The organism is Pantoea sp. MBD-2R, assembly GCF_039134845.1.
Taxonomy (GTDB): domain Bacteria; phylum Pseudomonadota; class Gammaproteobacteria; order Enterobacterales; family Enterobacteriaceae; genus Erwinia.
Genome location: NZ_CP152417.1, coordinates 932117 through 955945, shown reverse-complemented (window position 1 = coordinate 955945; position 23829 = coordinate 932117). Strand labels below are relative to the sequence as shown.

At 52.8% G+C, this 23829-nt stretch carries 20 protein-coding genes; 4 read left to right on the top strand and 16 right to left on the bottom strand.

All coding sequences use genetic code 11. The annotated features are described in order from the left end of the window. From lpxA to rpsB, 13 genes are all read right to left on the bottom strand, one after another. Positions 1-789: an acyl-ACP--UDP-N-acetylglucosamine O-acyltransferase gene (lpxA, locus tag AAGQ96_RS04295; protein ID WP_342754938.1), complete on the bottom strand. Its 789-nt coding sequence runs from the start codon at positions 787-789 to the stop codon at positions 1-3. A 3-nt stretch (positions 790-792) separates the two neighbouring features. Beyond that, positions 793-1248 (bottom strand): 3-hydroxyacyl-ACP dehydratase FabZ, encoded by a 456-nt coding sequence (gene fabZ, locus AAGQ96_RS04290; RefSeq protein ID WP_024965665.1) that lies wholly within the window; start codon positions 1246-1248, stop codon positions 793-795. A gap of 203 nt (positions 1249-1451) precedes the next feature. Next, positions 1452-2474 (bottom strand): UDP-3-O-(3-hydroxymyristoyl)glucosamine N-acyltransferase, encoded by a 1023-nt coding sequence (gene lpxD, locus AAGQ96_RS04285; RefSeq protein WP_342754937.1) that lies wholly within the window; start codon positions 2472-2474, stop codon positions 1452-1454. A gap of 3 nt (positions 2475-2477) precedes the next feature. After that, positions 2478-2975, bottom strand: a complete 498-nt coding sequence (skp, locus tag AAGQ96_RS04280; protein ID WP_147195414.1) for a molecular chaperone Skp — start codon at positions 2973-2975, stop codon at positions 2478-2480. Between the two features lie 160 nt (positions 2976-3135). After that, a complete protein-coding gene (gene bamA, locus AAGQ96_RS04275; RefSeq protein WP_147195411.1) occupies positions 3136-5538 on the bottom strand; it encodes an outer membrane protein assembly factor BamA in 2403 nt (800 codons plus the stop codon). A 168-nt stretch (positions 5539-5706) separates the two neighbouring features. Then, entirely contained in the window at positions 5707-7056 is a 1350-nt protein-coding gene (gene rseP / locus AAGQ96_RS04270) for a sigma E protease regulator RseP (RefSeq protein WP_342754936.1), read from the bottom strand. An 8-nt stretch (positions 7057-7064) separates the two neighbouring features. Next, positions 7065-7922 carry a phosphatidate cytidylyltransferase gene (gene cdsA, locus AAGQ96_RS04265; RefSeq protein ID WP_147195407.1) on the bottom strand — a complete coding sequence of 286 codons (858 nt, stop codon included), beginning with the start codon at positions 7920-7922 and terminating at the stop codon, positions 7065-7067. 18 nt (positions 7923-7940) lie between these two features. Beyond that, on the bottom strand, positions 7941-8693 hold the full coding sequence (gene ispU / locus AAGQ96_RS04260) for a (2E,6E)-farnesyl-diphosphate-specific ditrans,polycis-undecaprenyl-diphosphate synthase (RefSeq protein WP_342754935.1): 753 nt from the start codon (positions 8691-8693) through the stop codon (positions 7941-7943). A 185-nt stretch (positions 8694-8878) separates the two neighbouring features. After that, complete coding sequence (gene ispC, locus AAGQ96_RS04255) at positions 8879-10081, bottom strand: 1-deoxy-D-xylulose-5-phosphate reductoisomerase (RefSeq protein WP_342754934.1); 1203 nt, start codon at positions 10079-10081, stop codon at positions 8879-8881. A gap of 131 nt (positions 10082-10212) precedes the next feature. Continuing rightward, positions 10213-10770 carry a ribosome recycling factor gene (frr, locus tag AAGQ96_RS04250; RefSeq protein ID WP_147195400.1) on the bottom strand — a complete coding sequence of 186 codons (558 nt, stop codon included), beginning with the start codon at positions 10768-10770 and terminating at the stop codon, positions 10213-10215. A gap of 135 nt (positions 10771-10905) precedes the next feature. After that, complete coding sequence (pyrH, locus tag AAGQ96_RS04245; protein WP_147195398.1) at positions 10906-11631, bottom strand: UMP kinase; 726 nt, start codon at positions 11629-11631, stop codon at positions 10906-10908. A gap of 157 nt (positions 11632-11788) precedes the next feature. Then, positions 11789-12640, bottom strand: a complete 852-nt coding sequence (tsf, locus tag AAGQ96_RS04240; protein ID WP_147195394.1) for a translation elongation factor Ts — start codon at positions 12638-12640, stop codon at positions 11789-11791. 193 nt (positions 12641-12833) lie between these two features. Further along, positions 12834-13559, bottom strand: a complete 726-nt coding sequence (rpsB, locus tag AAGQ96_RS04235; protein WP_147195392.1) for a 30S ribosomal protein S2 — start codon at positions 13557-13559, stop codon at positions 12834-12836. A 329-nt stretch (positions 13560-13888) separates the two neighbouring features. Between rpsB and map the strand changes: the two genes are divergently transcribed. From map to AAGQ96_RS04215, 4 genes are all read left to right on the top strand, one after another. Continuing rightward, entirely contained in the window at positions 13889-14683 is a 795-nt protein-coding gene (gene map / locus AAGQ96_RS04230) for a type I methionyl aminopeptidase (protein ID WP_147195390.1), read from the top strand. A 289-nt stretch (positions 14684-14972) separates the two neighbouring features. Continuing rightward, complete coding sequence (gene glnD, locus AAGQ96_RS04225) at positions 14973-17624, top strand: bifunctional uridylyltransferase/uridylyl-removing protein GlnD (RefSeq protein WP_342755518.1); 2652 nt, start codon at positions 14973-14975, stop codon at positions 17622-17624. A gap of 114 nt (positions 17625-17738) precedes the next feature. Beyond that, complete coding sequence (gene dapD / locus AAGQ96_RS04220) at positions 17739-18563, top strand: 2,3,4,5-tetrahydropyridine-2,6-dicarboxylate N-succinyltransferase (RefSeq protein ID WP_147195386.1); 825 nt, start codon at positions 17739-17741, stop codon at positions 18561-18563. Positions 18564-18901: 338 nt separating this feature from the next. After that, positions 18902-19294: a DUF3461 family protein gene (locus AAGQ96_RS04215; RefSeq protein ID WP_147195384.1), complete on the top strand. Its 393-nt coding sequence runs from the start codon at positions 18902-18904 to the stop codon at positions 19292-19294. Between the two features lie 106 nt (positions 19295-19400). On the opposite strand, the gene AAGQ96_RS04210 is transcribed toward AAGQ96_RS04215, so the two are convergent. The 3 genes from AAGQ96_RS04210 to dgt all read right to left on the bottom strand — a co-directional run bounded on the left by AAGQ96_RS04210 (position 19401) and on the right by dgt (position 23827). After that, positions 19401-20558 (bottom strand): CdaR family transcriptional regulator, encoded by a 1158-nt coding sequence (locus tag AAGQ96_RS04210; RefSeq protein ID WP_147195383.1) that lies wholly within the window; start codon positions 20556-20558, stop codon positions 19401-19403. A 170-nt stretch (positions 20559-20728) separates the two neighbouring features. Beyond that, positions 20729-22165: a serine endoprotease DegP gene (gene degP / locus AAGQ96_RS04205; protein ID WP_147195381.1), complete on the bottom strand. Its 1437-nt coding sequence runs from the start codon at positions 22163-22165 to the stop codon at positions 20729-20731. A 147-nt stretch (positions 22166-22312) separates the two neighbouring features. Continuing rightward, a complete protein-coding gene (dgt, locus tag AAGQ96_RS04200; RefSeq protein ID WP_342754933.1) occupies positions 22313-23827 on the bottom strand; it encodes a dGTPase in 1515 nt (504 codons plus the stop codon). Between the last annotated feature and the right edge of the window lie 2 nt (positions 23828-23829).

Sequence of the window (23829 nt, the reverse complement as noted above, 5' to 3'; positions counted from 1 at the left end):
TTAACGAATCAAACCCCGCGTCGAGCGGGCAAAGAAATCGAAGAACGGCTGGACTTCAGGATGCTCACGCGCAATGTCGGCAATTTCCGGCTTCGCGTCGTCCAGCGTTTTACCGCTGCGGTAGAGCACTTTATAAGCGTTACGAATTGCATGCAGCGCTTCTTTGCTGAAGCCGCGACGCTGCAGGCCAACCAGGTTGATGCCAAATGGCGTCGCGTGGTTACCCTGAGCGATGACAAACGGTGGTACGTCCTGCGCAACACCGGAGCAGCCGCCAATCATTACGTGCGCGCCGATAATGCAGAACTGATGAACTGCTGTCATGCCGCCGATAATGGCAAAATCATCCACCGTAACGTGGCCGCCCAACGTGGCGTTGTTGGCAAGGATACAGCGGTCGCCGATCACGCAGTCATGCGCAATATGAGCGTTCACCATCAGCAAGTTATCGCTGCCGACTTTCGTCAGTCCGTCAGCCTGTGACGTGCCACGGTGGATGGTCACGCTTTCACGGATGCTGTTGCGGTCGCCAACTTCAACGCGAGTCGGTTCACCGGCATACTTCAGATCCTGGTTCGCTTCACCAATGGTGGCGAACTGGTAAATGGTATTGTCTTTACCAATCCGGGTATGACCATTAACCACCACGTGAGATTTGAGGACGGTGCCTTCACCAATCTCAACGTTAGCGCCAATGAAACAGAAAGGTCCGATATGAACGCGAGCGCCAATTACGGCGCCCTCTTCAATCACGGAACTGGGGTGGATAACAGCAGTTTCATCAATCACGAATTACGCCTCCCGGCTGCGGGCACACATCATGGTTGCTTCGCAGACAATTTTACCGTCAACGGTTGCCACGCCTTTAAAGCGGGTCAGACCACGGCGGGTTTTCTCGAAGGTGACTTCCATAATCATTTGATCGCCAGGTACGACCGGACGTTTGAAGCGGGCTTCATCAATACCAGCAAAGTAGTACAGTTCGCCTGGCTCAAGTTTCCCTACGCTTTTAAACGCCAGAATACCGGTCGCCTGTGCCATTGCTTCCAAAATCAGCACGCCTGGGAAAATCGGTTTACCAGGGAAATGGCCCTGGAAAAACGGTTCGTTGACCGATACGTTCTTCACTGCACGCAGAAATTTGTGTTCTTCAAATTCGAGTACGCGATCGACCAGCAGAAACGGATAGCGGTGCGGCAGCAGTTCAATAATCTCTTCAATTTTCAGAGTATGAGTTTCAGTAGTCAAAATACTCTTCCTGTCCTAAAAAATTCTGATGGCATCAATAACACGGCCTGCAAAGATCAACGATCGTCCGCAGGCCGCAAATCTGTTTCCGTGCGCCAGGCTTTCCATGCTTAGCATTCTTTTTATATTCCCCCTGCCAGACCCGCTAAGTTCGCGTCAGGCAAGCTGAATAGTGAAAGCTGGTCAACGTACTGGTAAGTCGCTTAATCGGTACCGACCTTGCGCTCGATGGCTTTTAAGCGCTTGCTCATCTCATCGATATTCATTACCAGTGCGGCCGTTTTGCGCCAGGTTTTGTTGGGTTGCAGCGGAATCCCGGAGGAGTATACCCCAGGTTGAGTGATTGGTCTCATGACCATTCCCATTCCTGTCACCGTAACTTTGTCACAAATTTCCATATGGCCATTAATGACGCTGGCACCGCCGATCATGCAGTAGCGGCCGATTTTCAGGCTGCCTGCCATGATAACGCCGCCGGCAACTGCGGTATTGTCGCCAATCACCACGTTATGTGCAATCTGGCACTGGTTATCAATGATAACACCATTCCCGATCTGAGTGTTATCCAACGCGCCGCGATCGATCGTGGTGCAGGCACCAATTTCAACGCGATCGCCGATAATCACCGTGCCCAACTGCGGGATTTTCACCCAGTTACCACGATCGTTGGCATAGCCAAAGCCATCTGCACCAATGACGGTACCGGACTGGATCAGGCATTGCTCACCAATTCGTACTTCGTGATATACAGAGACGTTTGCCCATAAACGAGAACCAGCACCGATACGGGTATGTTTACCCACGAAGCAACCAGCGCCAATCACCACGTTATCGCCCAGTACAACGTCCGATTCGATAACGGCGTTTGCGCCTACGGAAACGTTATTACCCAGTTTCGCACTGGCATCAATTACCGCACTGGGTGCGATTTTGCTGGCAGGTTGCGGCGTGGTATCAAGAATTTGCGCCATACGCGCGTAGGTCAGATAAGGGTCTTTCACTACCAAAGCAGCGCCCTGGAAGCAGTCCAGATCCGCGCCCGTCAGCACCACGGCTGAAGCCTTACAGGCTGCGAGCTGCTCACGGTAACGGCTGTTAGAGAGAAAAGTGATTTGACCGGATTGGGCGGAGTGCATAGAAGCAATGCCGGAGATGACGATATCGCCATCTCCGTGCAAATCTGCATCCAACTGCTGGGCTAAATCAGCCAGTCGAATTGAAGACATTGATTATTTAACCTGTTTCAGAACATCAGCAGTGATGTCTTTGGATTTAGCGGCATAAGCAACAGCGTTAGCATCGACAACGACGTCGTAACCTTCATCATCCGCAACTTTCTGCACAGCATCCTGAATACGGCTCAGGATTTTGTTACGCTCTTCAGCCTGACGACGGCGGTTATCCTGCTCGAAAGCCTGGGCTTTGGTCTGGAAGGTTTCACGCTGAGCCATCACGTCTTTTTCCATACGGCTGCGTTCGCTAGCCTTCATGGTAGAGCCGTCACGCTGCAGACGCTGCATTTTAGTTTGCAGATCGCGCTCCATACCCTGCAGTTCAGTCGCACGGCCTTTAAACTCATTTTCAAGCTGTTTCGCAACTGTCGCACGCGCTGGTAACTGTTGGAAAATGCTGGAAACGTTCACCACTGCAATTTTATCAGCAGCCTGGGCACCAGCGGAAACCGCCAGAGCGATAGAGAGGCCTGCGGCACACAACAACTTTTTCACTATAAACTCCTTACCATCAACGTTTGTGTCTTTGACACAGGTGTTGCGCGTTCAGGCAGCCATAAGCTGCCAGTCAACGGCGCGAGACTTGCGGTAAATAACCGCAAGCGTTGGGAAGCGCCAGTATGACGCTGTCCCAATGCTTCCTTGCCAGGCCGGCTTACCAGGTTTTACCAATGTTAAACTGGAACTGCTCGGCCTTATCTCCATCATACTTTTTGAACGGCTGTGCGTAGGAGAACACCAGTGGACCCAGGGGTGACATCCACTGTAACGCCAGACCGGCGGACATACGGATATTACCCGGCTCGCTGTAATCCGGAATGCCTGCTGCTCGCGTATCGGCCGTATTTTCCCATTTGGTATCCCAAACGGTACCGGCATCCACGAACAGTGAGGTACGCACAGAGTTCGCATATTTCTCGCTCAGGAACGGCGTCGGCGTGATCAACTCAGCGCTTGCCGTTGCCATTGCGTTACCGCCAACCGCATCGTTGGAATCACAATAAACGCCCGTAGAACAGGTGCTTGAGCCATTGTTGTAATACGCCGCTTTAGGGCCGATGGTGTTGGAACGGAAACCACGTACGGTGCTGGAGCCACCGGCGTAGAAGTTTTCATAGAACGGCAGCTCTTTGCCATTCAGACCGTCTCCATAGCCTACTTTACCGCGACCCAACAGCACCCAGGTGCGGTCCTGGTTTAACGGCAGATACTGTTGCGTATCCAGCGTGGCTTTATAGAAGGCGTTATCGGAGCCTGGAATCGTCACTTTACCGTTCAGGTTGGTACGGTTACCCGACGTTGGGAAGAACCCGCGGTCAAGGGTGTTATACGTCCAGCCATAGTTAAACGTGAAGTCATCAGCAGCATAGTCAGCATCTTTGGCGGTGCTTGGATCCTGGCCTACCGATTGCAGATAACGGAACATCGCAATCTGCGGCTGCATATTGGACAGGTCATTGTGTACGTAACCCAGACCGACACGCAGCGTGTTGTCTTCGTTCACCGGGAAGCCAAGCGTACCGTCTACACCATAACTTTTGTTGGTGTAATCGGACAGATCGGCGTCATCGGCTTTAAAGTCGTTATAGAACACACGACCGCCCAGACTGACACCATCGACCGTAAAGTACGGGTCAGTCAGGGAGAATTCAGCATAGGTCTGGTAATCGTTTTTCGTTCCGCTAATACCAACGGTATTACCTGTACCCAGCCAGTTTTCCTGAGTCACGCCGACCTGGAAACTGACGCCGCTTTCCGTACCGTAACCTACGCCGAAGTTAAAGGTACCGGTGTTGCGCTCTTTCACTTTGTAAACCACATCCACCTGGTCAGGCGAACCCGGTACGCGCTGCGTATCGGTATCAACGGTTTCGAAGTAGCCCGTACGGTTCAGACGCTCTTTACCCTGCTCAACCAGGTCGCTGCCCAGCCATGCGCCTTCCATCTGACGCATTTCGCGGCGCAGAACGGAATCTTTAGAGGTGTCGTTACCTTCGAAGCGCACTTTACGCACGTAGTAGCGGTTACCCGCATCAACGTTGACGTGCAGCTTCACGGTTTTATCCGCATCGTTAATTTCAGGCTGAGTCATTACGCGTGGATAGGCATAGCCATAGCGACCGAGCATCTTCTTGATGTCGTCTTCCATGCGAGTGACTTTCGCGCCGTTATACAGCTCGCCCGGCTCGATTTTGGTCAGCGCTTCGACTTCAGCGGAGTGACCGGCCATGCTGCCATTAACCACCACACCCGACAGCTTATACTGATCGCCTTCGGTGATGTTGATAGTAATGTAGATGCCTTTTTTATCCGGCGTCAGGCTAACCTGCGTCGAGTCAATGTTGAAACGAGCATAGCCGCGATCGAGATAGAAGCTGCGCAGGGTTTCAAGGTCGCCCGCCAGTTTTTGCTTCTGATATTTACGATCGCCAACCACGTTCCACCATGGCACTTCATCACGCAGCTGGAAACGCGAAATCAGTTCGTCGGAGCTGAACGCTTTATTGCCGACTACGTTGATTTGCTGGATCTTGGCGGAGACACCTTCGGTGAATACCAGCTTAAGATCGACACGGTTACGCGGCAGCGGCGTAACCACAGCTTTTACGCTGGCGCTGTATTTACCGACGCTGTAGTAGAAATCCTCAAGGCCCTTCTCAATGGATGAGATGGTTGTGCGGTCAAGGGCTTCCCCCACGCGCACGCCTGATGCCTCCAGATTTTGCTTCAGCATGTCATCCTTCACCGCTTTGTTACCGGAGAAGGTGATGCTGGCAATCGTCGGCCGCTCTTTTACCTGAACGATCAGCGTATTGCCATCGCGCAGGACCTGAACATCCTCGAAGTTCCCGGTCGCAAAGAGAGAACGGATCGTATTACTGATATCATCATCGGAGACGGTATCTCCCACGCGGACAGGCATACTCAGCAATGCCGCCCCGACGGCGACTCGCTGCAGCCCTTCGAAATGAATATCCTTCACTACGAAGCCGTCTGCCGCGTATACGGTGGCGCTGCTAAACAGCAGCGACGCTATGAGCAACTTTTTCATCGCCATCGTTGTTATGCATTCTTCCTAACTGGTTCTCGTCACCTAGAAGAGAAATTGCTGCGCGTCGACCATCCCGCGTTGAAATTTTGCTCAAAATGCTCATTTACCCTGGTAAACTGCGCTTTCTCGCAAACTTCCGCCTTGTCTGGCCTTAGCTCGCTAATTTCTGAACCTCTATAACCGCGAGAAATCATTGAATAGTGCAAGCCCCATTAACAGCACCAGCAAAACAGAGCCAATGCGATAACTGAAGTCCTGAACTCGCTCAGACACCGGCCCACCTTTGATCTTTTCGATCGCCAGAAACAGCAAATGCCCACCATCTAATACCGGCAAGGGGAACAGATTGATAATTCCGAGGTTCACGCTGATTAACGCGAGGAACATCAGATAATAAATCAAGCCATATTCCGCCGACATCCCAGCACCCTGGGCGATCGAAATCGGCCCGCTGAGATTGTTCAACTTCACTTCGCCAACAATCAGTTTGCCCAGCATGTTTACCGTCAGCTTCATCAGCTGCCAGGTTTTGCCGCTGGCCTCACCTATTGCCGCAAACGGTCCAAACTGACGAACCGTTTTAAATTCATCCGGCAGAGGAACAATGCGCGGGATCACCCCGGCAAATCCTTCTGCTTTACTGCCTGGCTTCACGTCTGGCGTCAGTGTCACGGTGAGCGGACTGTCCTGTCGCTCAACGTCTACCGCCAGCGCTTTACCCGGATTATCGCGAACCAGAGTGACGAAATGCTGCCACTGGTCCAACGGCTGACCATCGACTTTAACGATCCTGTCGCCTGCTTGCAAACCCGCCTTGCTTGCCGCCGAGTTAGCCTGAACTTCTGCCAACACGGTTTCAACCTGCGGTCCACGTGGGCGCATGCCCAGTGAAGCAACCGGATCCTGCTTGTCGGGTTCGAAATGCCAGTTACGCAGATCCAGCCGTTTTTCACTGACTTGATCGGTGCCGAAAGGCGCCACGCTGAATGTGACCTCTGCGTCACCGATTTTTGATACCAGCGCCATGCGCACAGCATCCCAGTCACGCGTTTCGATACCGTCAACGGCTTTAAGTTCCATCCCAGGGGCAATTTGCGCCTCTGCCGCCTGCGAACCGCTCACTATTTCACCAACAACCGGCCGAACGCCAGGCACGCCGATGATAAACACCAGCCAGTAAGCGAAGATAGCGAACAGGAAGTTTGCGATGGGTCCGGCGCTGATAATAGCCGCGCGCTGTAAGACGGTTTTATTGTTGAAGGAGCGGTGACGTAATTCAGGCGGAACGCTCTCTACGCGCTCGTCGAGCATCTTTACATAGCCGCCGAGCGGGATTAGCGCGATGACATACTCGGTTCCCTGGCGATCGCGGCGACGCCAGAGTGTTTTACCGAAGCCGACAGAAAAACGCTCAACCTGGACACCGCAACGACGGGCCACCCAAAAGTGGCCAAATTCATGGACGGTAATCAGTACGCCCAGCGCAACGATAAATGCCCCAAGGCTCCAGAGAATGCTCAGCATAGCGTCCCTTATAGCGTCCTGAAGACTAGCAACAGCAGGCAGGCAAATACCGGCACAGCAGCGGTCAGGCTGTCAATACGGTCCAGAATGCCACCGTGGCCTGGGATGAGGTTGCCACTATCTTTGATGCCCGCTTCACGCTTAAACATGCTTTCAGTGAGATCGCCCAGCACGGAGGCCAACGCGGCAACAATAGAACAGGTCAGTAATGTGACGGGTTCGATGCTCAGCGGCGCCCAAAGCCCAAACAGCCAGGCAATCAGCGCTGACGTCAGCAGGCCGCCGAAAAAGCCTTCCCAGGTTTTGCCCGGAGAGACTTTCGGTGCCAGCTTGTGCTTACCGAAAAGACGACCAAACATGTAGGCACCGGAATCCGCTCCCCACACCAGAAACATCACATACAGCAGCCACCATGCACCTGCGTAGCGATCGGCCTCATAATGATACTGACGCAGTGCAATCATTCCCCAGAAGAAAGGAACAATGGTCAGCACGCCAAAGGCCAGGCGCAATACGCGGGAAGATCGCCACACAGAAGCGGAGCCGGGATAGAAAAGCACCAGCAATAGCGCCACTATCCACCAGCCCAGAGCGGCCCAAAGCGAGCCGGCAATCTGTATCAGATGGACAGAATGATGATAGGCAGGAAGAGTGAACGTCATGAAGGCCAGCAGCAGCCCGCATAGCACCGCCAGCCAGACACGCTGAGTGCGCGAGGCGAGGCCGGCGAACTGTCCCCATTCCCAGGCCGCCAGCATACAAACGGCCAGAGTGACAATGGCAAATCCGGGAGGCGGCAGCAAAAACAGCGCTGCAATCACGATCGGGATAAGTATAAATGCGGTAATCAGGCGAGACTTCAGCAAGGATTACCCCCAGAGCGCTTAAGCGCCGCCGGGTGCTGCACCGCCAAAGCGGCGCTCTCGTTGTGCAAACGCATTCAGTGCACCTTCAAAAACTTGTTCATCAAAATCAGGCCAGAGAACATCGGAGAAAAAGAACTCTGCATAGGCGACCTGCCACAGCAAGAAGTTACTGATTCGATGCTCTCCCCCTGTCCTTATTACCAGATCCACCGGAGCCAGTTCATTGAGGCAGAGATGCGGGGCGAGGGTTTCTTCCTCAATTTGGTCTGGTCGAATCAGACCTTCCTGCACCTGTTCTGCAATTTTCCTGACACCATGAATAATATCCCAACGTCCGCCATAATTTGCGGCAATGTTCAGGGTGAGTCCATTATTTTGTTGAGTAAGTTCTTCAGCGCGACGGATGCGCTCCTGCAGACGGGAATTAAAACGGCTTGTATCACCAATGATCCGCAGACGAACGTTATGCTTGTGGAGGCTTTTTACTTCGCTGTCGAGCGCCCAGACAAACAGCTCCATCAGCGCCAGCACTTCCTGCGGCGGACGGTTCCAGTTTTCACTGCTGAAAGCATAGAGAGTCAGCGCATCCAGATTACGGCTTACGGCAAAACTCACCGCGCGACGTACGGATTTCACCCCTGCCCGGTGGCCGGTAATACGCAGCTTCCCCTGGTTCCTGGCCCAGCGACCATTGCCATCCATAATGATGGCCACATGGCGGGGATTCAGCCCCGACAGGTCATCGGTTTTTATTTGATTTTCGGACGACATAACGCGTAATAATTCCTTTAATCAGAAATGCAACGGTTTCTGAAATACCTTACCCGCTCGACGTAAAAAAGCCGTGTTTCACACGGCCTGCAACACCGCAAATCGCAACGGTATGGTGAAGCGGCGGCCGAAGACTATACCATCTCCGACCTTCTCCCACAAACGACGACGGCTAATCGGCTTATTTACCGGACAACGCTAAAGCGTGACAGGCAGGCTAACGCGGTTTCACGTGCCTGGCGGTCGATTTCCAGTACGGCTTCCACGCTTGTCGGTTCCGTAGCGGAAAGCTTTTCCAGAACGGCCATGTTCACGCTCGCAATATCGGTGAAACGAATTTGCTTATCCAAAAACGCGGCCACGGCAATTTCATTAGCGGCATTCAGCGTCGTTGTCGCCGCCTGCCCTTTTTCGCAGGCATCAATCGCCAGCTTGAGGCAGGGATAGCGTGCGTAATCCGGCTCGGCGAACGTCATTGCCCCCATCCGGGTAAAATCCAGTGGCGCGGCGCCCGACTGCACACGATCGGGCCAGGCCATGACGTGAGCAATCGGCGTACGCATATCTGGCGAGCCTAGCTGCGCCAGAACGCTGCCATCGCGATAGCGGACCATAGAATGGATTACCGACTGCGGATGCAGGATAACTTCCATCTGGGCATCGGTTGCGTTAAACAGCCAGCGGGCTTCGATATATTCCAAACCTTTATTCATCATGGTGGCTGAATCAACGGAAATCTTACGACCCATTGACCAGTTCGGATGCGCACAGGCCTGGTCCGGCGTCATCTGCGCCAGATCCGCCAGCGGCGTTTCGCGAAAAGGACCACCCGATCCCGTAAGGATAATGCTATCAATGCCATTATCTTGCAGAGAAGCGTAACCTAACTGGCGCTGGAGGGAAGCGGGCAAACTCTGAAAAATGGCGTTATGCTCGCTGTCGACCGGAAGAAGCTGGGCACCGGCGTTGCTTACCGCCTCCAGAAACAGCTGGCCGCAGGTTACCAGCGACTCTTTGTTGGCCAGCAAAACGGTTTTGCCCGCCCGAATCGCCGCCAGCGTGGGCAACAGCCCTGCTGCACCGACAATCGCGGCCATTACCTGATCCACGTCGTCCAGGGCCGCAAGTTCGCAGGCCGCCTGTTCACCGCTCAGCACTTCCGTAGCCACGTTCAGGCTTTGCAGCCGCAGCCGCAGCGCTTTTGCTGCAACCTCATTCGCCATGGCGGCATAAGCAGGACGGAAAGCCAGGCACTGCTCGGCCATCAGCTCAACGTTATGCCCGGCGACCAACGCCTTAACGGCAAACAGATGAGGATTCGCCCTGACCACTGCCAGCGTGCTGGTGCCGATAGAACCGGTCGAACCAAGGATCGTCAATTGTTTCATGAGGTTGCTCTGTGTAATGACTGAGGAACCGCCCGGACGGCTCATCAGAAAGAAAACCAATGCAAAACGCCGTAAGATCGCTCGCCTGAATAAGCGAGGATCTGTACGGCGTTTTATGCGGCATAATGAACTTAGAAGTCCATCAGCTCCGCTTCTTTTTCTGCCAGCGCTGCATCAACTTTCTTGATGAAAACGTCGGTCATTTTCTGAATATCATCAGCTGAACGGCGTTCTTCGTCTTCGCTGATTTCTTTATCTTTCAGCAAGGCTTTCACCTTGTCGTTTGCATCACGGCGCACGTTACGAACGGACACGCGACCCTGCTCTGCTTCACCGCGCACCACTTTGATCAGGTCTTTACGACGCTCTTCAGTCAGTGCTGGCAACGGAACACGAATGTCAGCGCCTGCTGAACTTGGGTTTAAACCCAGGTCGGAGGTCATGATCGCCTTTTCAACGGCCGCGCTGATTGAGCGGTCGAACACGTTGATTTTCAGCGTGCGGGAATCTTCAACGGTGACGCTTGCCAACTGACGCAGCGGCGTAGAAGCGCCGTAATAATCGACCATGATGCCGTCGAGGATACCTGGCGACGCACGGCCGGTACGAATTTTGCTGATGTGGTTTTTAAAGGCTTCCACACACTTTTCCATGCGCGTTTCAGCATCTTTTCTGATTTCGTTAATCACGTTGTAACCCTTGGATTCTGGTTAACCTGCGAGACTCTGCAGCCAGAGCCCGTGTCAAAATAGTTGTCGTTACTGATTGTAGCGCGCTACGCGCCACAAAGGCAGAATATACCTTATTTTACGCGTCGACTGATATTATTGCGTAATCAGCGTGCCTTCTTTTTCGCCCATGACCACGCGGCGCAGTGCGCCAGGCTTATTCATGTTGAAAACGCGAATTGGCAATTTGTGGTCACGAGCCAGCGTAAACGCGGCCAGATCCATCACTTTCAGCTCACGATCCAGCACGTCGGTGTAGCTCAGCTGATCGTACAGCGTAGCGTCCGGGTTTTTCATTGGATCGTCGGAGTAAACGCCATCCACTTTCGTGGCTTTCAGCACGACGTCAGCTTCGATTTCGATGCCGCGCAGGCAAGCCGCAGAGTCAGTAGTGAAGAATGGGTTGCCGGTACCGGCGGAGAAAATCACGACGCGGTTATTACGCAGCAGGCTAATGGCTTCTGCCCAGCTGTAGTTATCACAAACACCATTCAGCGGAATGGCTGACATCAGACGTGCGTTAACATAGGCACGATGCAGCGCATCACGCATCGCCAGACCATTCATCACGGTCGCCAGCATGCCCATATGGTCGCCAACGACGCGATTCATTCCAGCCTGTTGCAGGCTTGCGCCACGGAACAGGTTACCCCCACCGATAACCACACCCACCTGAATACCCAACTCTACCAGCTCTTTGATTTCCTGAGCCATACGATCCAGCACGCTGGCATCGATACCGAAGCCTTCGGCACCTTGCAGAGCTTCGCCGCTCAGTTTCAGCAGGATACGTTGATAAACAGGTTTTGCATTGGTCGCCATGGTATTTTTTCCTGGAAGATATCTAGTCGATGTGAGGAGTTAAATCTTTGCTATCATCGCGTTTGCTGCGATGAATTACTATTGGGATGAGACTGAAAATGCATTCTGATAACGCAGATAAAAAAGAACCGCCGGATGGCGGTTCTTATCAATCTTATTAAGACTGCTTGGACATCGCCGCAACTTCTGCTGCGAAATCGGTCTCAGCTTTCTCAATACCTTCACCCACTTCGAAGCGGATAAAGTTGATCACGTCAGCGTTCTTCTCTTTCAGAACCTGACCCACAGTTTTGCTTGGGTCGATAACGAAAGGCTGACCAGTCAGAGAAACTTCGCCGGTGAATTTCTTCATGCGGCCTTCAACCATTTTCTCTGCGATTTCTTTTGGCTTACCAGACTGCATAGCGATGTCCAGCTGTACCTGGTATTCTTTCTCTACCACGTCAGCAGACACGTCTTCTGGCTTAACGAATTCTGGCTTGCTGGCTGCAACGTGCATTGCGATCTGCTTAACCAGCTCTTCGTCCGCAGCTTTAGCGGAGATCAGAACACCGATACGCGCGCCGTGCAGGTAGCTGCCCAGCACATCGCCTTCCAGGGATGCAACACGACGGATGTTGATGTTCTCACCGATTTTAGCAACCAGTGCAACGCGCTCTTCTTCGAACTGCGCTTTCAGCACTTCAACGTCAGTGATTTTGCCTGCAACCGCAGCATCCAGCACTTTGTCAGCAAACGCCTGGAAACCACCGTCTTTAGCAACGAAGTCGGTCTGGCAGTTAACTTCCAGGATCACGCCGTAGTTACCGTCGATTTTGGTTTTGATCACGCCGTCAGCAGCAACGTTGCCTGCTTTCTTAGCTGCTTTGATCGCGCCAGATTTACGCATGTTCTCGATTGCCAGCTCGATGTCGCCGTTGGCTTCGGTCAGCGCTTTCTTACAATCCATCATGCCAGCGCCAGTGCGCTCGCGCAGTTCTTTTACCAGAGCAGCAGTAATATCAGCCATTCTCTAATCCTCGGTTAGCTCGCATCTGCCTGCGGCGCCGTGAGGGCGTTCGCAACAAATGCCTGGTCTCGGGAGAAACATTCTGCCCCGCTGGGTATCCAGCAAAGCGAAGTCAAAAAAATAAAGGGGCCAATACAGGCCCCTTACAGATTAACATCTGATTGATAAGGGCTCTTTAGCAGAGCAAACCTTATTACTCAGCTTCAGCGAAGCTTTCTTCAGCCTGCTGAGCCAGGTCCTGAGAGCGACCTTCACGCACGGTGGTAGCCACTGCGGTCAGGTACAGGCTTACAGCACGGATTGCATCGTCATTACCTGGGATAATGTAGTCAACGCCGTCTGGATCAGAGTTGGTATCAACGATAGCGAACACTGGGATACCCAGGTTGTTTGCTTCTTTGATAGCGATGTGTTCGTGGTCTGCATCAACAACAAACAGTGCGTCCGGCAGGCCGCCCATGTCTTTGATACCGCCCAGGCTGTTTTCCAGCTTGGCCAGCTCACGATCGCGCATCAGAGCTTCTTTTTTGGTCAGTTTATCGAAGGTACCGTCCTGAGACTGGGTTTCCAGATCTTTCAGACGTTTGATGGACTGACGAACGGTTTTCCAGTTAGTCAGCATGCCACCCAACCAGCGATGGTTTACGAAGAACTGATCGCAGCTCAGAGCGTGCTCTTTTACCGCTTCGCTTGCAGCGCGCTTAGTACCAACAAACAGGATCTTACCTTTACGGGAAGAGATCTTGCTCAGCTCAGCCAGGGCTTCGTTGAACATTGGTACGGTTTTTTCAAGGTTGATGATGTGAACTTTGTTACGAGCGCCGAAGATGAATGGCTTCATTTTCGGGTTCCAGTAACGGGTCTGGTGACCGAAGTGTACACCGGCCTTGAGCATGTCGCGCATGGAAACAGTTGCCATGATTACCTCTATAGAATGATTTGGGGTTAAGCCTCCATGTATCCCATACGACCGACCTCTCAGGCTGCATAGCAGCGCTAAAGGCACCCCGGCGTATGTGTCGATACATGTGTGTTATTTACACATAGTGAGATTTATGCGTTTCCCTGTAAACGTGCTCACAGAGAATCGTCGGCGCGCTTTATACCATAAAGCGCCCTGTGAAGCCAATGATTGTTCGCTACTCACCCCTTGCCACAAACTGCATTTGGCAGCATGGAGGTGGGCTGATAACATTGCTGCACTTCCTTTATTATCGTCGAAAATAGCGACAGCTGCGGACTAAATTAATGGCAATTACAATCAAGACCCCTGAAGAAATCGAAAAAATGCGCGTTGCCGGACGCCTGGCGGCTGAGGTGCTCGAAATGATTGCAGAGCATGTCAAACCCGGTATCAGCACCGGTGAGTTGGATCGCCTGTGTGACGATTACATCGTAAACACGCAGAAAGCGGTTTCCGCCTGCCTGGGCTATCACGGTTTTCCAAAATCCGTCTGCATTTCGATTAACGAAGTGGTATGCCACGGTATCCCCAGCGATGACCGCATCCTGAAAGACGGCGATATTGTGAATATCGACGTAACGGTAATTAAGGATGAGTATCACGGTGATACCTCAGCGATGTTTATCGTCGGCAAGCCAACCATTCTGGGTGAGCGTCTGTGCCGCGTGACGCAGGAAAGCCTGTACCTCGCCTTACGTATGGTGAAGCCGGGCATTCGTCTGCGTACCATCGGTCGTGAGATCCAGAAATTCGTCGAAGCGCAGGATTTCTCCGTGGTGCGCGAATATTGCGGTCACGGCATCGGTAAAGGCTTCCACGAAGAGCCGCAGGTACTGCATTACGATGCGGATGACGGCGGCGTGGTGCTGCAAGCGGGTATGGCTTTCACTATCGAACCGATGGTTAACGCCGGTGATTACCGCATTCGCAGCATGAAAGATGGCTGGACGGTGAAAACCAAAGATCGCAGTCTGTCCGCGCAATATGAGCACACGATTGTGGTGACGGAAAACGGCTGTGAGATCATGACGCTGCGTAAAGATGACACCATTGAAGCGGTGCTGACGCACGAGATGTAATCCCCTCGGGTGCATAGAGAAACCGGCACTGGCCGGTTTTTTTATGCGGCTAATTCTCTGCTGGCGGGGGGCATGAACCGTTCAGAAAGACGCAAAAAGCGGTAGCCATGCCAGCTCGACACGGGCCGTCCATGACCCGTGGCGCTTTCTTACCGGTTTATGGCCCTCCCGCTTTGACTTTGTGCATCGTCTGAAAAACCGATCGATGCCGGTTTTTTTTGATTTCAACCGCCCTGTAAGGCTATTGTCCCAGCAGTGAACTTATTGACTGGCGAGAACATGCAGGAGCATTGCCGTGAGTAAAACCTTTAACGATGACGGACTGGCTGATTCCCCTGCAGACTGGCAGGACGCCGAACTGACCCGGGATTCGCTCAAGCAGCACCTGGAGCATTTCCAACAGCGGCTGGCCGAAGCTTTTGACGCCGGCGAAGACGTAGAACGGCTCATTGATACCCGCACGCTGTTTATCGATCGGTTACTGCGCCGCCTGTGGCGTTTTTACGGTTTTCCTGACCAGCTGGATATTGCGCTGGTCGCCGTCGGTGGTTATGGCCGTGGGGAGCTGCATCCCCTTTCCGATATCGATATCCTGATCCTCAGCCGCCAGCCTCTTTCCGAAGCTGACGCACAGCGCACCAGCGAATTGCTGACGCTAATGTGGGATTTGAAACTGGAAGTGGGCCACAGCGTCAGAACGCTGGAAGAGTGCCTGCTGGAAGGTTTATCTGATTTGACGGTGGCCACCAATTTAATCGAGTCCCGCCTGCTGACCGGTGACGTGGCGCTGTTTCTTGAATTGCAGAAAAACGTCTTCAGCGACGGCTTCTGGCCTTCCGACCGTTTTTTTGCCGCCAAGATTGAAGAACAGCAGGAACGGCATCAGCGTTATCACGGCACCAGTTATAATCTCGAACCGGATATTAAAAGCAGCCCGGGTGGTCTGCGTGACATCCATACGCTGTTATGGGTTGCGCGACGCCATTTTGGCGCTACCTCTATGGATGAAATGCTCGGTTTCGGCTTTTTAACCGAAGCAGAACGTAATGAGCTGAACGAGTGCCAGGCCTTCCTCTGGCGCATACGCTTTGCTCTGCATCTGACCCTGCCGCGCTACGATAACCGCCTGCTGTTCGACCGCCAGCTAAACGTCGCTCAGCGCCTGAATTATCAGGGTGAAGGCAACGAGCCGGTCGAACGCATGATGAAGGATTTTTATCGCGTTACCGGGCGGATTGGCGAACTTAACCAGATGCTGCTTCAGCTGTTTGAAGAGGCAATTCTTGCGCTGGGCGAGGATGAAAAGCCGCGAGCTATCGATAGCGAATTTCAGCTGCGCGGCACGCTGATCGACTTAATCGATGAGACGCTGTTTGCCCGCGATCCGGTCGCCATCATGCGCATGTTTTATACCATGGTACGCGCGCAGAACATTACCGGCATTTACTCCACCACGGTACGCCAGCTGCGTCGCGCGCGTCGCCATCTGAAGCAGCCTCTCTGTACTATTCCTGAAGCCCGCCAGCTGTTCCTCGCCATTTTGCGTCATCCGGGTGCCGTCAGCCGTGCGCTGGTTCCTATGCACCGACACAGCGTGTTGTGGGCCTATATGCCGCAGTGGGGAAACATCGTCGGGCAGATGCAGTTTGACCTTTTCCACGCCTATACCGTGGATGAGCACACTATCCGCGTGCTGCAAAAGCTGGAAAGCTTTGCCGATGAAACGACGCGCCCCCGTCATCCTCTATGCGTTGAAATCTGGCCGCGCCTGCCGCAGCCCGAGCTGCTGCTGATGGCGGCGCTGTTTCATGATATCGCCAAAGGCCGTGGCGGCGATCACTCAATATTGGGTGCCGAAGACGTGTTGGAATTTGCTGAACTGCACGGGCTGAACTCACGTGAAGCACAATTGGTTTCGTGGCTGGTGCGCCATCACCTGCTGATGTCGGTGACTGCCCAGCGCCGGGATATTCAGGATCCGACGGAGATCCAGCAGTTCGCGGAAGTGATGCACAATGAAAACCAGCTGCGCTACCTGGTCTGTCTGACGGTAGCGGACATTTGTGCCACTAACGAAACCTTGTGGAACAGCTGGAAGCAGAGCCTGCTGCGCGAACTTTTCTTTGCAACCGAAAAACAGCTGCGTCGCGGTATGGAAAACAGCCCGGATTTACGCGAGCGCGTGCGCCATCACCGCCTTCAGGCGCTGGCGCTGCTGCGTATGGATAACATTGATGAACAGGGGCTGCGTAATATCTGGGCACGCTGCCGGGCCGATTATTTCCTGCGCCACACCCCCAACCAGCTGGCCTGGCATGCTCGTCATCTGATGGAGCACGATCTGAACAAACCGCTGGTGCTGGTCAGCCCTCAGGCGACTCGCGGCGGCACAGAGATTTTTATCTGGAGCCCGGATCGGCCGTATCTGTTTGCAGCCGTAGCCGGCGAGCTGGACAGACGTAATCTCAGCGTGCACGACGCTCAAATTTTTACCAGCCGCGACGGCATGGCAATGGATACTTTTATCGTACTGGAACCGGACGGCAGCCCGTTGGCGGGCGATCGTCATGAGATGATCCGCCAGGCGCTGGAGCAGGCTATCGGCCAGACCAGCTGGCAGCCACCCAGAATGCGTCGACAGTCGTCGCGGCTGAAGCATTTCAGCGTGGATACCGAGGTAAAATTCCTTCCAGCCCACACCGACAGGCGTACCTATCTGGAGCTGATCGCGCTGGATCAGCCAGGTCTGCTGGCTCGGGTAGGGGAAGTTTTTGCCGATTTAGGGGTTTCGCTCCATGGCGCACGAATCAGTACCATTGGCGAACGGGTCGAAGATTTATTTATTCTGGCAGATAACGATCGCCGCGCTTTAAGTCGCCATTTGCGCCAGGAGTTGCGACAACGGTTGACAGAGGCCCTAAATCCAAACGATAAAGTGTGACCCAGATTTAATTTTTTATCACGCCTCCGGGCGTAGCCTGTTGCAGTTCGTTGAGCGGTATAACGAGCGGTGAAGGCTGTCCCGGACAAGAATTTGACACAGGAATCTGAATTAATGCAACAATTACAGAATGTTATTGAAAGCGCCTTTGAGCGTCGCGCCGAGATCACCCCTGCTAACGCCGATACGGTAACCCGTGAAGCGGTTAATCAGGTTATTGGCCTGTTGGACAGCGGCGCACTGCGCGTTGCTGAAAAAATCGACGGTCAGTGGGTGACGCATCAGTGGCTGAAAAAAGCCGTGCTGCTCTCTTTCCGCATCAATGACAATCAGGTGATTGACGGAGCTGAAAGCCGTTACTTCGACAAAGTTCCGATGAAATTCGCCGACTACGATGATGCGCGCTTTAAGAAAGAAGGCTTCCGCGTTGTGCCACCAGCCGCCGTTCGTCAGGGCGCATTTATCGCACGTAACACCGTACTCATGCCTTCTTACGTCAACATCGGCGCTTACGTTGATGAAGGCTCAATGGTAGATACCTGGGCAACTGTCGGTTCCTGTGCGCAGATCGGTAAAAATGTTCACCTGTCCGGCGGCGTGGGCATCGGTGGCGTTCTGGAGCCGCTTCAGGCTAACCCAACCATCATTGAAGATAACTGCTTCATCGGCGCACGCTCTGAAATCGTTGAAGGCGTAATCGTTGAAGAAGGTGCGGTTATCTCCATGGGCGTTTATATCGGCCAGAGCACCAAGATTTACGACCGTGAAACCGGCGAAGTGCACTACGGCCGCGTACCGGCTGGCTCCGTAGTCGTTTCCGGCAACCTGCCTTCTAAAGACGGCAGCTACAGCCTGTACTGTGCCGTTATCGTGAAGAAAGTGGATGCGAAAACCCGTGGCAAAGTGGGCATCAACGAACTGCTGCGCACCATCGACTAAGTCCCATCGCTGTTCAACGGGCCGCGTAACGTGGCCCGTCATCTTTTCTTTACACTCCCGCCTGAAAAACCTGTTTTACATCGCGAAATAAGTAATGCTATTGCACAATAATCAGGCGATAATCCGCGCCATCAGCGCACAGCCTCCCCGCCCGATTTTCAGATTTCACATATACTCTGCTGAGTACGGTACGGGACGAGCGAGTAAAGCAAAGACAAGGTGTACAGCGCGCAGCCACCACAGCGTACACACAGTACGTGAGGAGGGTGAGCACTACACAACGCCGTGTTTGTGAAGCGCAGCCGGAACGACAACCTCCCGCATAGGAAAACAAAATTATGTACGAGAATTTGAAAGGTTTGGGTATTGCTACGCCTGATGACATCGACCGCTACAGCCTGCGTCAGGAAGCCAGCAACGATATTCTGAAGATCTATTTCCGCAAAGATAAAGGCGAATTCTTCGCCAAAAGCGTGAAATTTAAATATCCTCGCCAGCGTAAAACCGTGGTCGCTGATAACGTCAACCAGGGCTACAAAGAGATTCAGGAGATCAGCCCTAACCTGCGTTACGTCATTGATGAACTCGATCAGATTTGCCAGCGCGATCGGGTGGAAGTGGATCTGAAACGTAAAATCCTGGACGACCTGCGTCATCTGGAAAGTGTTGTGACGAACAAGATTTCTGAAATTGAAGCCGATCTCGAAAAGCTGACCCGTAACGGGCGGTAATAGCCTGACTGGCCAGAAAACCGGTTTTACACGTGTGAAATCATGGTGAGATAAAACCGGTTTTCCTTTATTCAGAGAGCCTGCCCCTCCCCTAACGATTATTTCCTCACGGCTCATCATCCAGCTGTAAAGCAACATACAGCAGCAGTCTGTCATCAAAGTTACTCAGATTCAGCCCCGTCAGTTCTGAAATGCGATTCAGACGATATTCCAACGTATTGCGATGAATATAAAGCGCTTTTGCTGTTGCAGAAGGCTGAACGTTATTACTGAACCAGGCAATCAGCGTTCGTCGCAGCAGTCCGTTGTTATCCATCGTCTTCAGCTTTGCCAGCGGTCTTGAAAGCTCGTTGGCCTGCCAGCCGCCGCGCAAGCTGTCCAACAGCACGGGCAAGACTAAGTCCTGATAAAAATAGCTGCGCTGCTCAGGCATACGCTGCTTACCGACCAACATCGTGGTGTGCGCCGTGCGGTAAGAACGGGCAATACTGCCAGGCCCGGTAAAAAAGTTACCCAGCGCAATACGCATTCGCAAATGACCGCTTTCTTTCATCCTTGATTGCAAAAGCGCGACCCGCTTGCGGTGGTCTTCCGCATCAAAACGGCCGTGCGCATTAAAAGCCGGTTTTAGTACCACCATCTCAGTTAGCGAGACTATAGCAATCAGGTTATCGCGTTCGGGCGTGGTTAATAACGTTTGCAGCTGCTGGAGTTCTGACATCGCGCTGTCCACGCCAAGCTGACCGCTGTCAACCTCAACCACAGCAACCACGCGTGGTTGATTAAGATCGATACGTAAACGCTGCGCCCACTCAATAAGCGCCGGTGAAAGCGTGTCGCTGCGGATCAGATTCAATACCAGTTCTTCACGCAGGCGACTGTCCTGCGCCAGCATGTGCAGGAGTCGGGCCTGCTCCAGCATCATTTCGGCCGTCATGCAAACCAGCTCGCCATAATGGCGCAGCGACTCAGGCTCGCCGGTCAGCCCAATCACGCCCACAATCTCACCATCAATACGCATCGGCAGATTGACGCCAGGCCGCACACCGTGAAGATGCTTCGCCACTGCCTCATCAATATCTACTACACGTGCCTGAGAGAGCGCCAGCAGCGCTCCTTCGTGCAATTCTCCAATCCGCTCCCGGTCGCCGCTGCCGATTATCCGGCCGCGTGCATCCATCACGTTGACATTGCTGTCGATGATTTGCATGGTGCGGGCAACAATTTCCTGCGCCAGGCGGGCATCAAGATGATAGCTGGACATCCAAAACTCCTGAAGAACATCGTTCTGCCAGCATAACCGCAGGCGGGCAGCCCGGCATTGTGCAGGTGCACTAAGCGTGATCCAGCCTGTAAAAATGAGGGGGCTTAAGAGGATTGAGTGAAGCGGGAGAAAGGAAAGCGGTGCCGGAGCGTTGCTCCGGCACCAAACACTTACTGCATCAACAGGTAGATCGTGCTGTCGCCACGTTTAATATTTAATGCCAGCACCGAAGGTTTGGTGTCGAGAATTTTACGCAGTTCGCCCAGATTAGTGATCGCCTGCTGATTGACACCGAGGATCACGTCATCTTTCTTCAGGCCAATACGCGCAGCCGCTGAGCCCGCTTTCACGCTGTCGACCTTCACGCCTTTCACGTTCTGCGCGTCGAAATTGCTCAGATCGGCCCCTTCAATTCCCGTATAGATGTTTCCGGAGTCGACCTTAACCTGCGCGCTTTGTTGCAGTTCGACGCTGACCGTTACCGGCTTACCGTCACGAATAAGGCCCAGCACCATTTTACTGCCGACAGGCAGAGAGCCGACCTGAGCACGCAGCGCCGCGAAGCTTGAGATCGCTTTACCGTTAAGCGTTGTCACCACGTCGCCCGCTTTTATGCCAGCTTTTGCCGCAGAGGAGTTTGGCAACACCTGGCTGACAAAAGCACCGCGCTGGGCATCAACCTTCATCGCCTTCGCCAGTTCGGAGTTCAACTCGGTGCCCATAATACCCAGTTCACCGCGTTTGACCTGGCCATATTCCACCATCTGAGCCGTCAGGTTCTTCACCATATCGCTTGGAATAGCGAAACCGATACCGATATTGCCGCCGTCCGGTGCCAGAATTGCCGTATTGATGCCGATCAGTTCACCATTGAGATTCACCAGCGCGCCGCCGGAATTCCCCCGGTTGATGGCTGCATCGGTCTGGATGAAGTTTTCATAGTTTTCAACGTTCAGTCCGCTACGTCCCAGTGCTGAAACGATGCCGGAGGTTACCGTTTCACCCAGGCCGTAAGGGTTACCGATCGCGACCGTGTAGTCGCCGACGCGCAGGTCGTCAGAGTCAGCAATTTTTATTGCCGTCAGGTTTTTTGCTTCGTTTAACTGGATCAGGGCAATATCGGAGCGCGGATCTTTCCCGATCACTTTCGCATCATATTTACGCCCATCGCTGAGCTGGACCTGAATTTTGGTTGCGTTATCAACCACATGATTATTGGTTACGACGTAGCCTTTAGCCGCATCGATGACTACCCCTGAACCCAGCGCACGGAATTTTTCCTGCTGGGTATCGGCGCCGCCCTGATCTTGCCCTTGCCCGCCGCCCTGACACATTGGCGAACTTTGGAAAGGTGACCCGTCCTGACAGAAAGGCGAGTTACCGCCGAAAAATTGCTGGAACTGCTGGGGCAAACGAGGTGTGCGTACCGTTGTGCTTCCTTCAACGTTGATACTCACTACTGAAGGCATCACTTTTTCTAACATCGGCGCCAGGCTGGGCAGCTGCTGGCTGGAAGAAGAAGCAGTTTCTGCTGCAGTGGCGATAAGCGGGTTCATCGCCATTCCCAGGCTCAGAGCCAACGCGCTAGCTAAAAGTGTTTTTTTCATGCGTCTGTTTCTCTTAATGATCCAATTATGCAACACTAATATGGTTGTGATAATGAGAGTCAATTTTTAACGCTTAGTTCATGTAAAAGTTTCAGCTAAAAGTAAAAATTTATTCTCTCTCTTTACAAAAGACCGCCACGGAATACCTTATTCCACCGCCATCAGACGACGATATTCATCCCACGCATAAAGATCGGTCATGCCACTCACATAATCCTGTAGAAGACGGGCACGATAATACCGCTCCCAGAGCAGCCGTTCAAATCGATATTCAATATTCAGATTACGCATATGGACCGAATACGCTTTTCGGTGCTTTCCAGATAATTTATGGAATAAGCGTGTTTCAATTGGGTAATCTTTATGGAAATCTTCATTAATCAAAATGTTAAAATCAGCATAAGACATCGCCAGTAGCGGCTGATATATATTCAACAATCCTTTGATAACCTGATAACCCTGAAGCTCAAGCTGCTCAACTTCCGCATGGTTGAATACGTGCTTTCTGGCAACCGTTTTGAATAAATTAAGCAGCTGATTCTGATCGCCTTCATCTTCCAACAGAGAATAATTAAAACTGCCCTGATAAATATGCTCGATATTATCGACGAAACGTCTGACCGCATGTTCGACCAGCACCGACTGGACTTTTACCCGCAGCTTCATAAAAAAGGTGTCGCTGCGACTGCGATAGCGCTCTTTGCTCTGCGCCTCATTGTAAGCTGACTCGACTATCTTTACAAAAAGGTCATCAGACTCAACCTTCTTTTTCTTTTTAAGAGATGCCCACTCATCTTTCAGGAATCCATACAGCTGATCCACGCTAAAGATTGCTTTTTCAACGGCGTCATCCAGGTCGGCAATACAATAGGAGATATCGTCCGCGGCTTCCATAATATAGGTTAACGGAAAGCGATGGTACTGTGCCGTATTTGTCGCCTGCAATAATTCCGCAACATACTTCTCTTCTGATAAATAGTATCCGGGCTTTTTCATCAGCGTACTAAACTGCTCGGGTTTTTCTCCCTGAAACCAGGCCGGAGCAGTATATTTTAATATACAGGCAACCTGCACATAGGAAAGATTGAGTTGTAACAGCGTATGGACCAGCCGAATAGCCTGCGCATTCCCTTCAAAATGACAAAGATCCTGACGAAGGCGGCCATTCATAGCGAGGAATTTTTCGCTCAGCTCGTTATTATCCACCCCCGCATTTTGCGGTTCAATCAACAGGCCAGGAAGATTAACTCTGAACCAGTCGTTTATTGCCGCTTCGCCGAAATGGCCAAAAGGGGGATTCCCTACATCGTGGAGCAGGCACGCCATTTCTATAAGGCTTTCAAATGCACCGGTCAGATCGGTCAGGCCATATTGCGCCAGGCCTCCGGGCTTCTCTTTTAAAGCCTGAACGATCTCTTTGGCGATATAGCGGCCGGTTTGCTGAACCTCAAGCGAATGCGTCAGGCGCGATCGGACGGCGGCATTTCTTTCCAGCGGAAAGACCTGCGTTTTTTGCTGGAGTCGCCGGATAGCAGCAGAATTGATAATCCGCCCGCGATCGCTTTCAAAATGGCGAGTGATGAAATACTCCCCTTCCGGCCGCTCGCGGTTATTAAAGGGCCGCTCAAAGCTAAATTTCGTCCTGAAATCGATTGCAGACATAG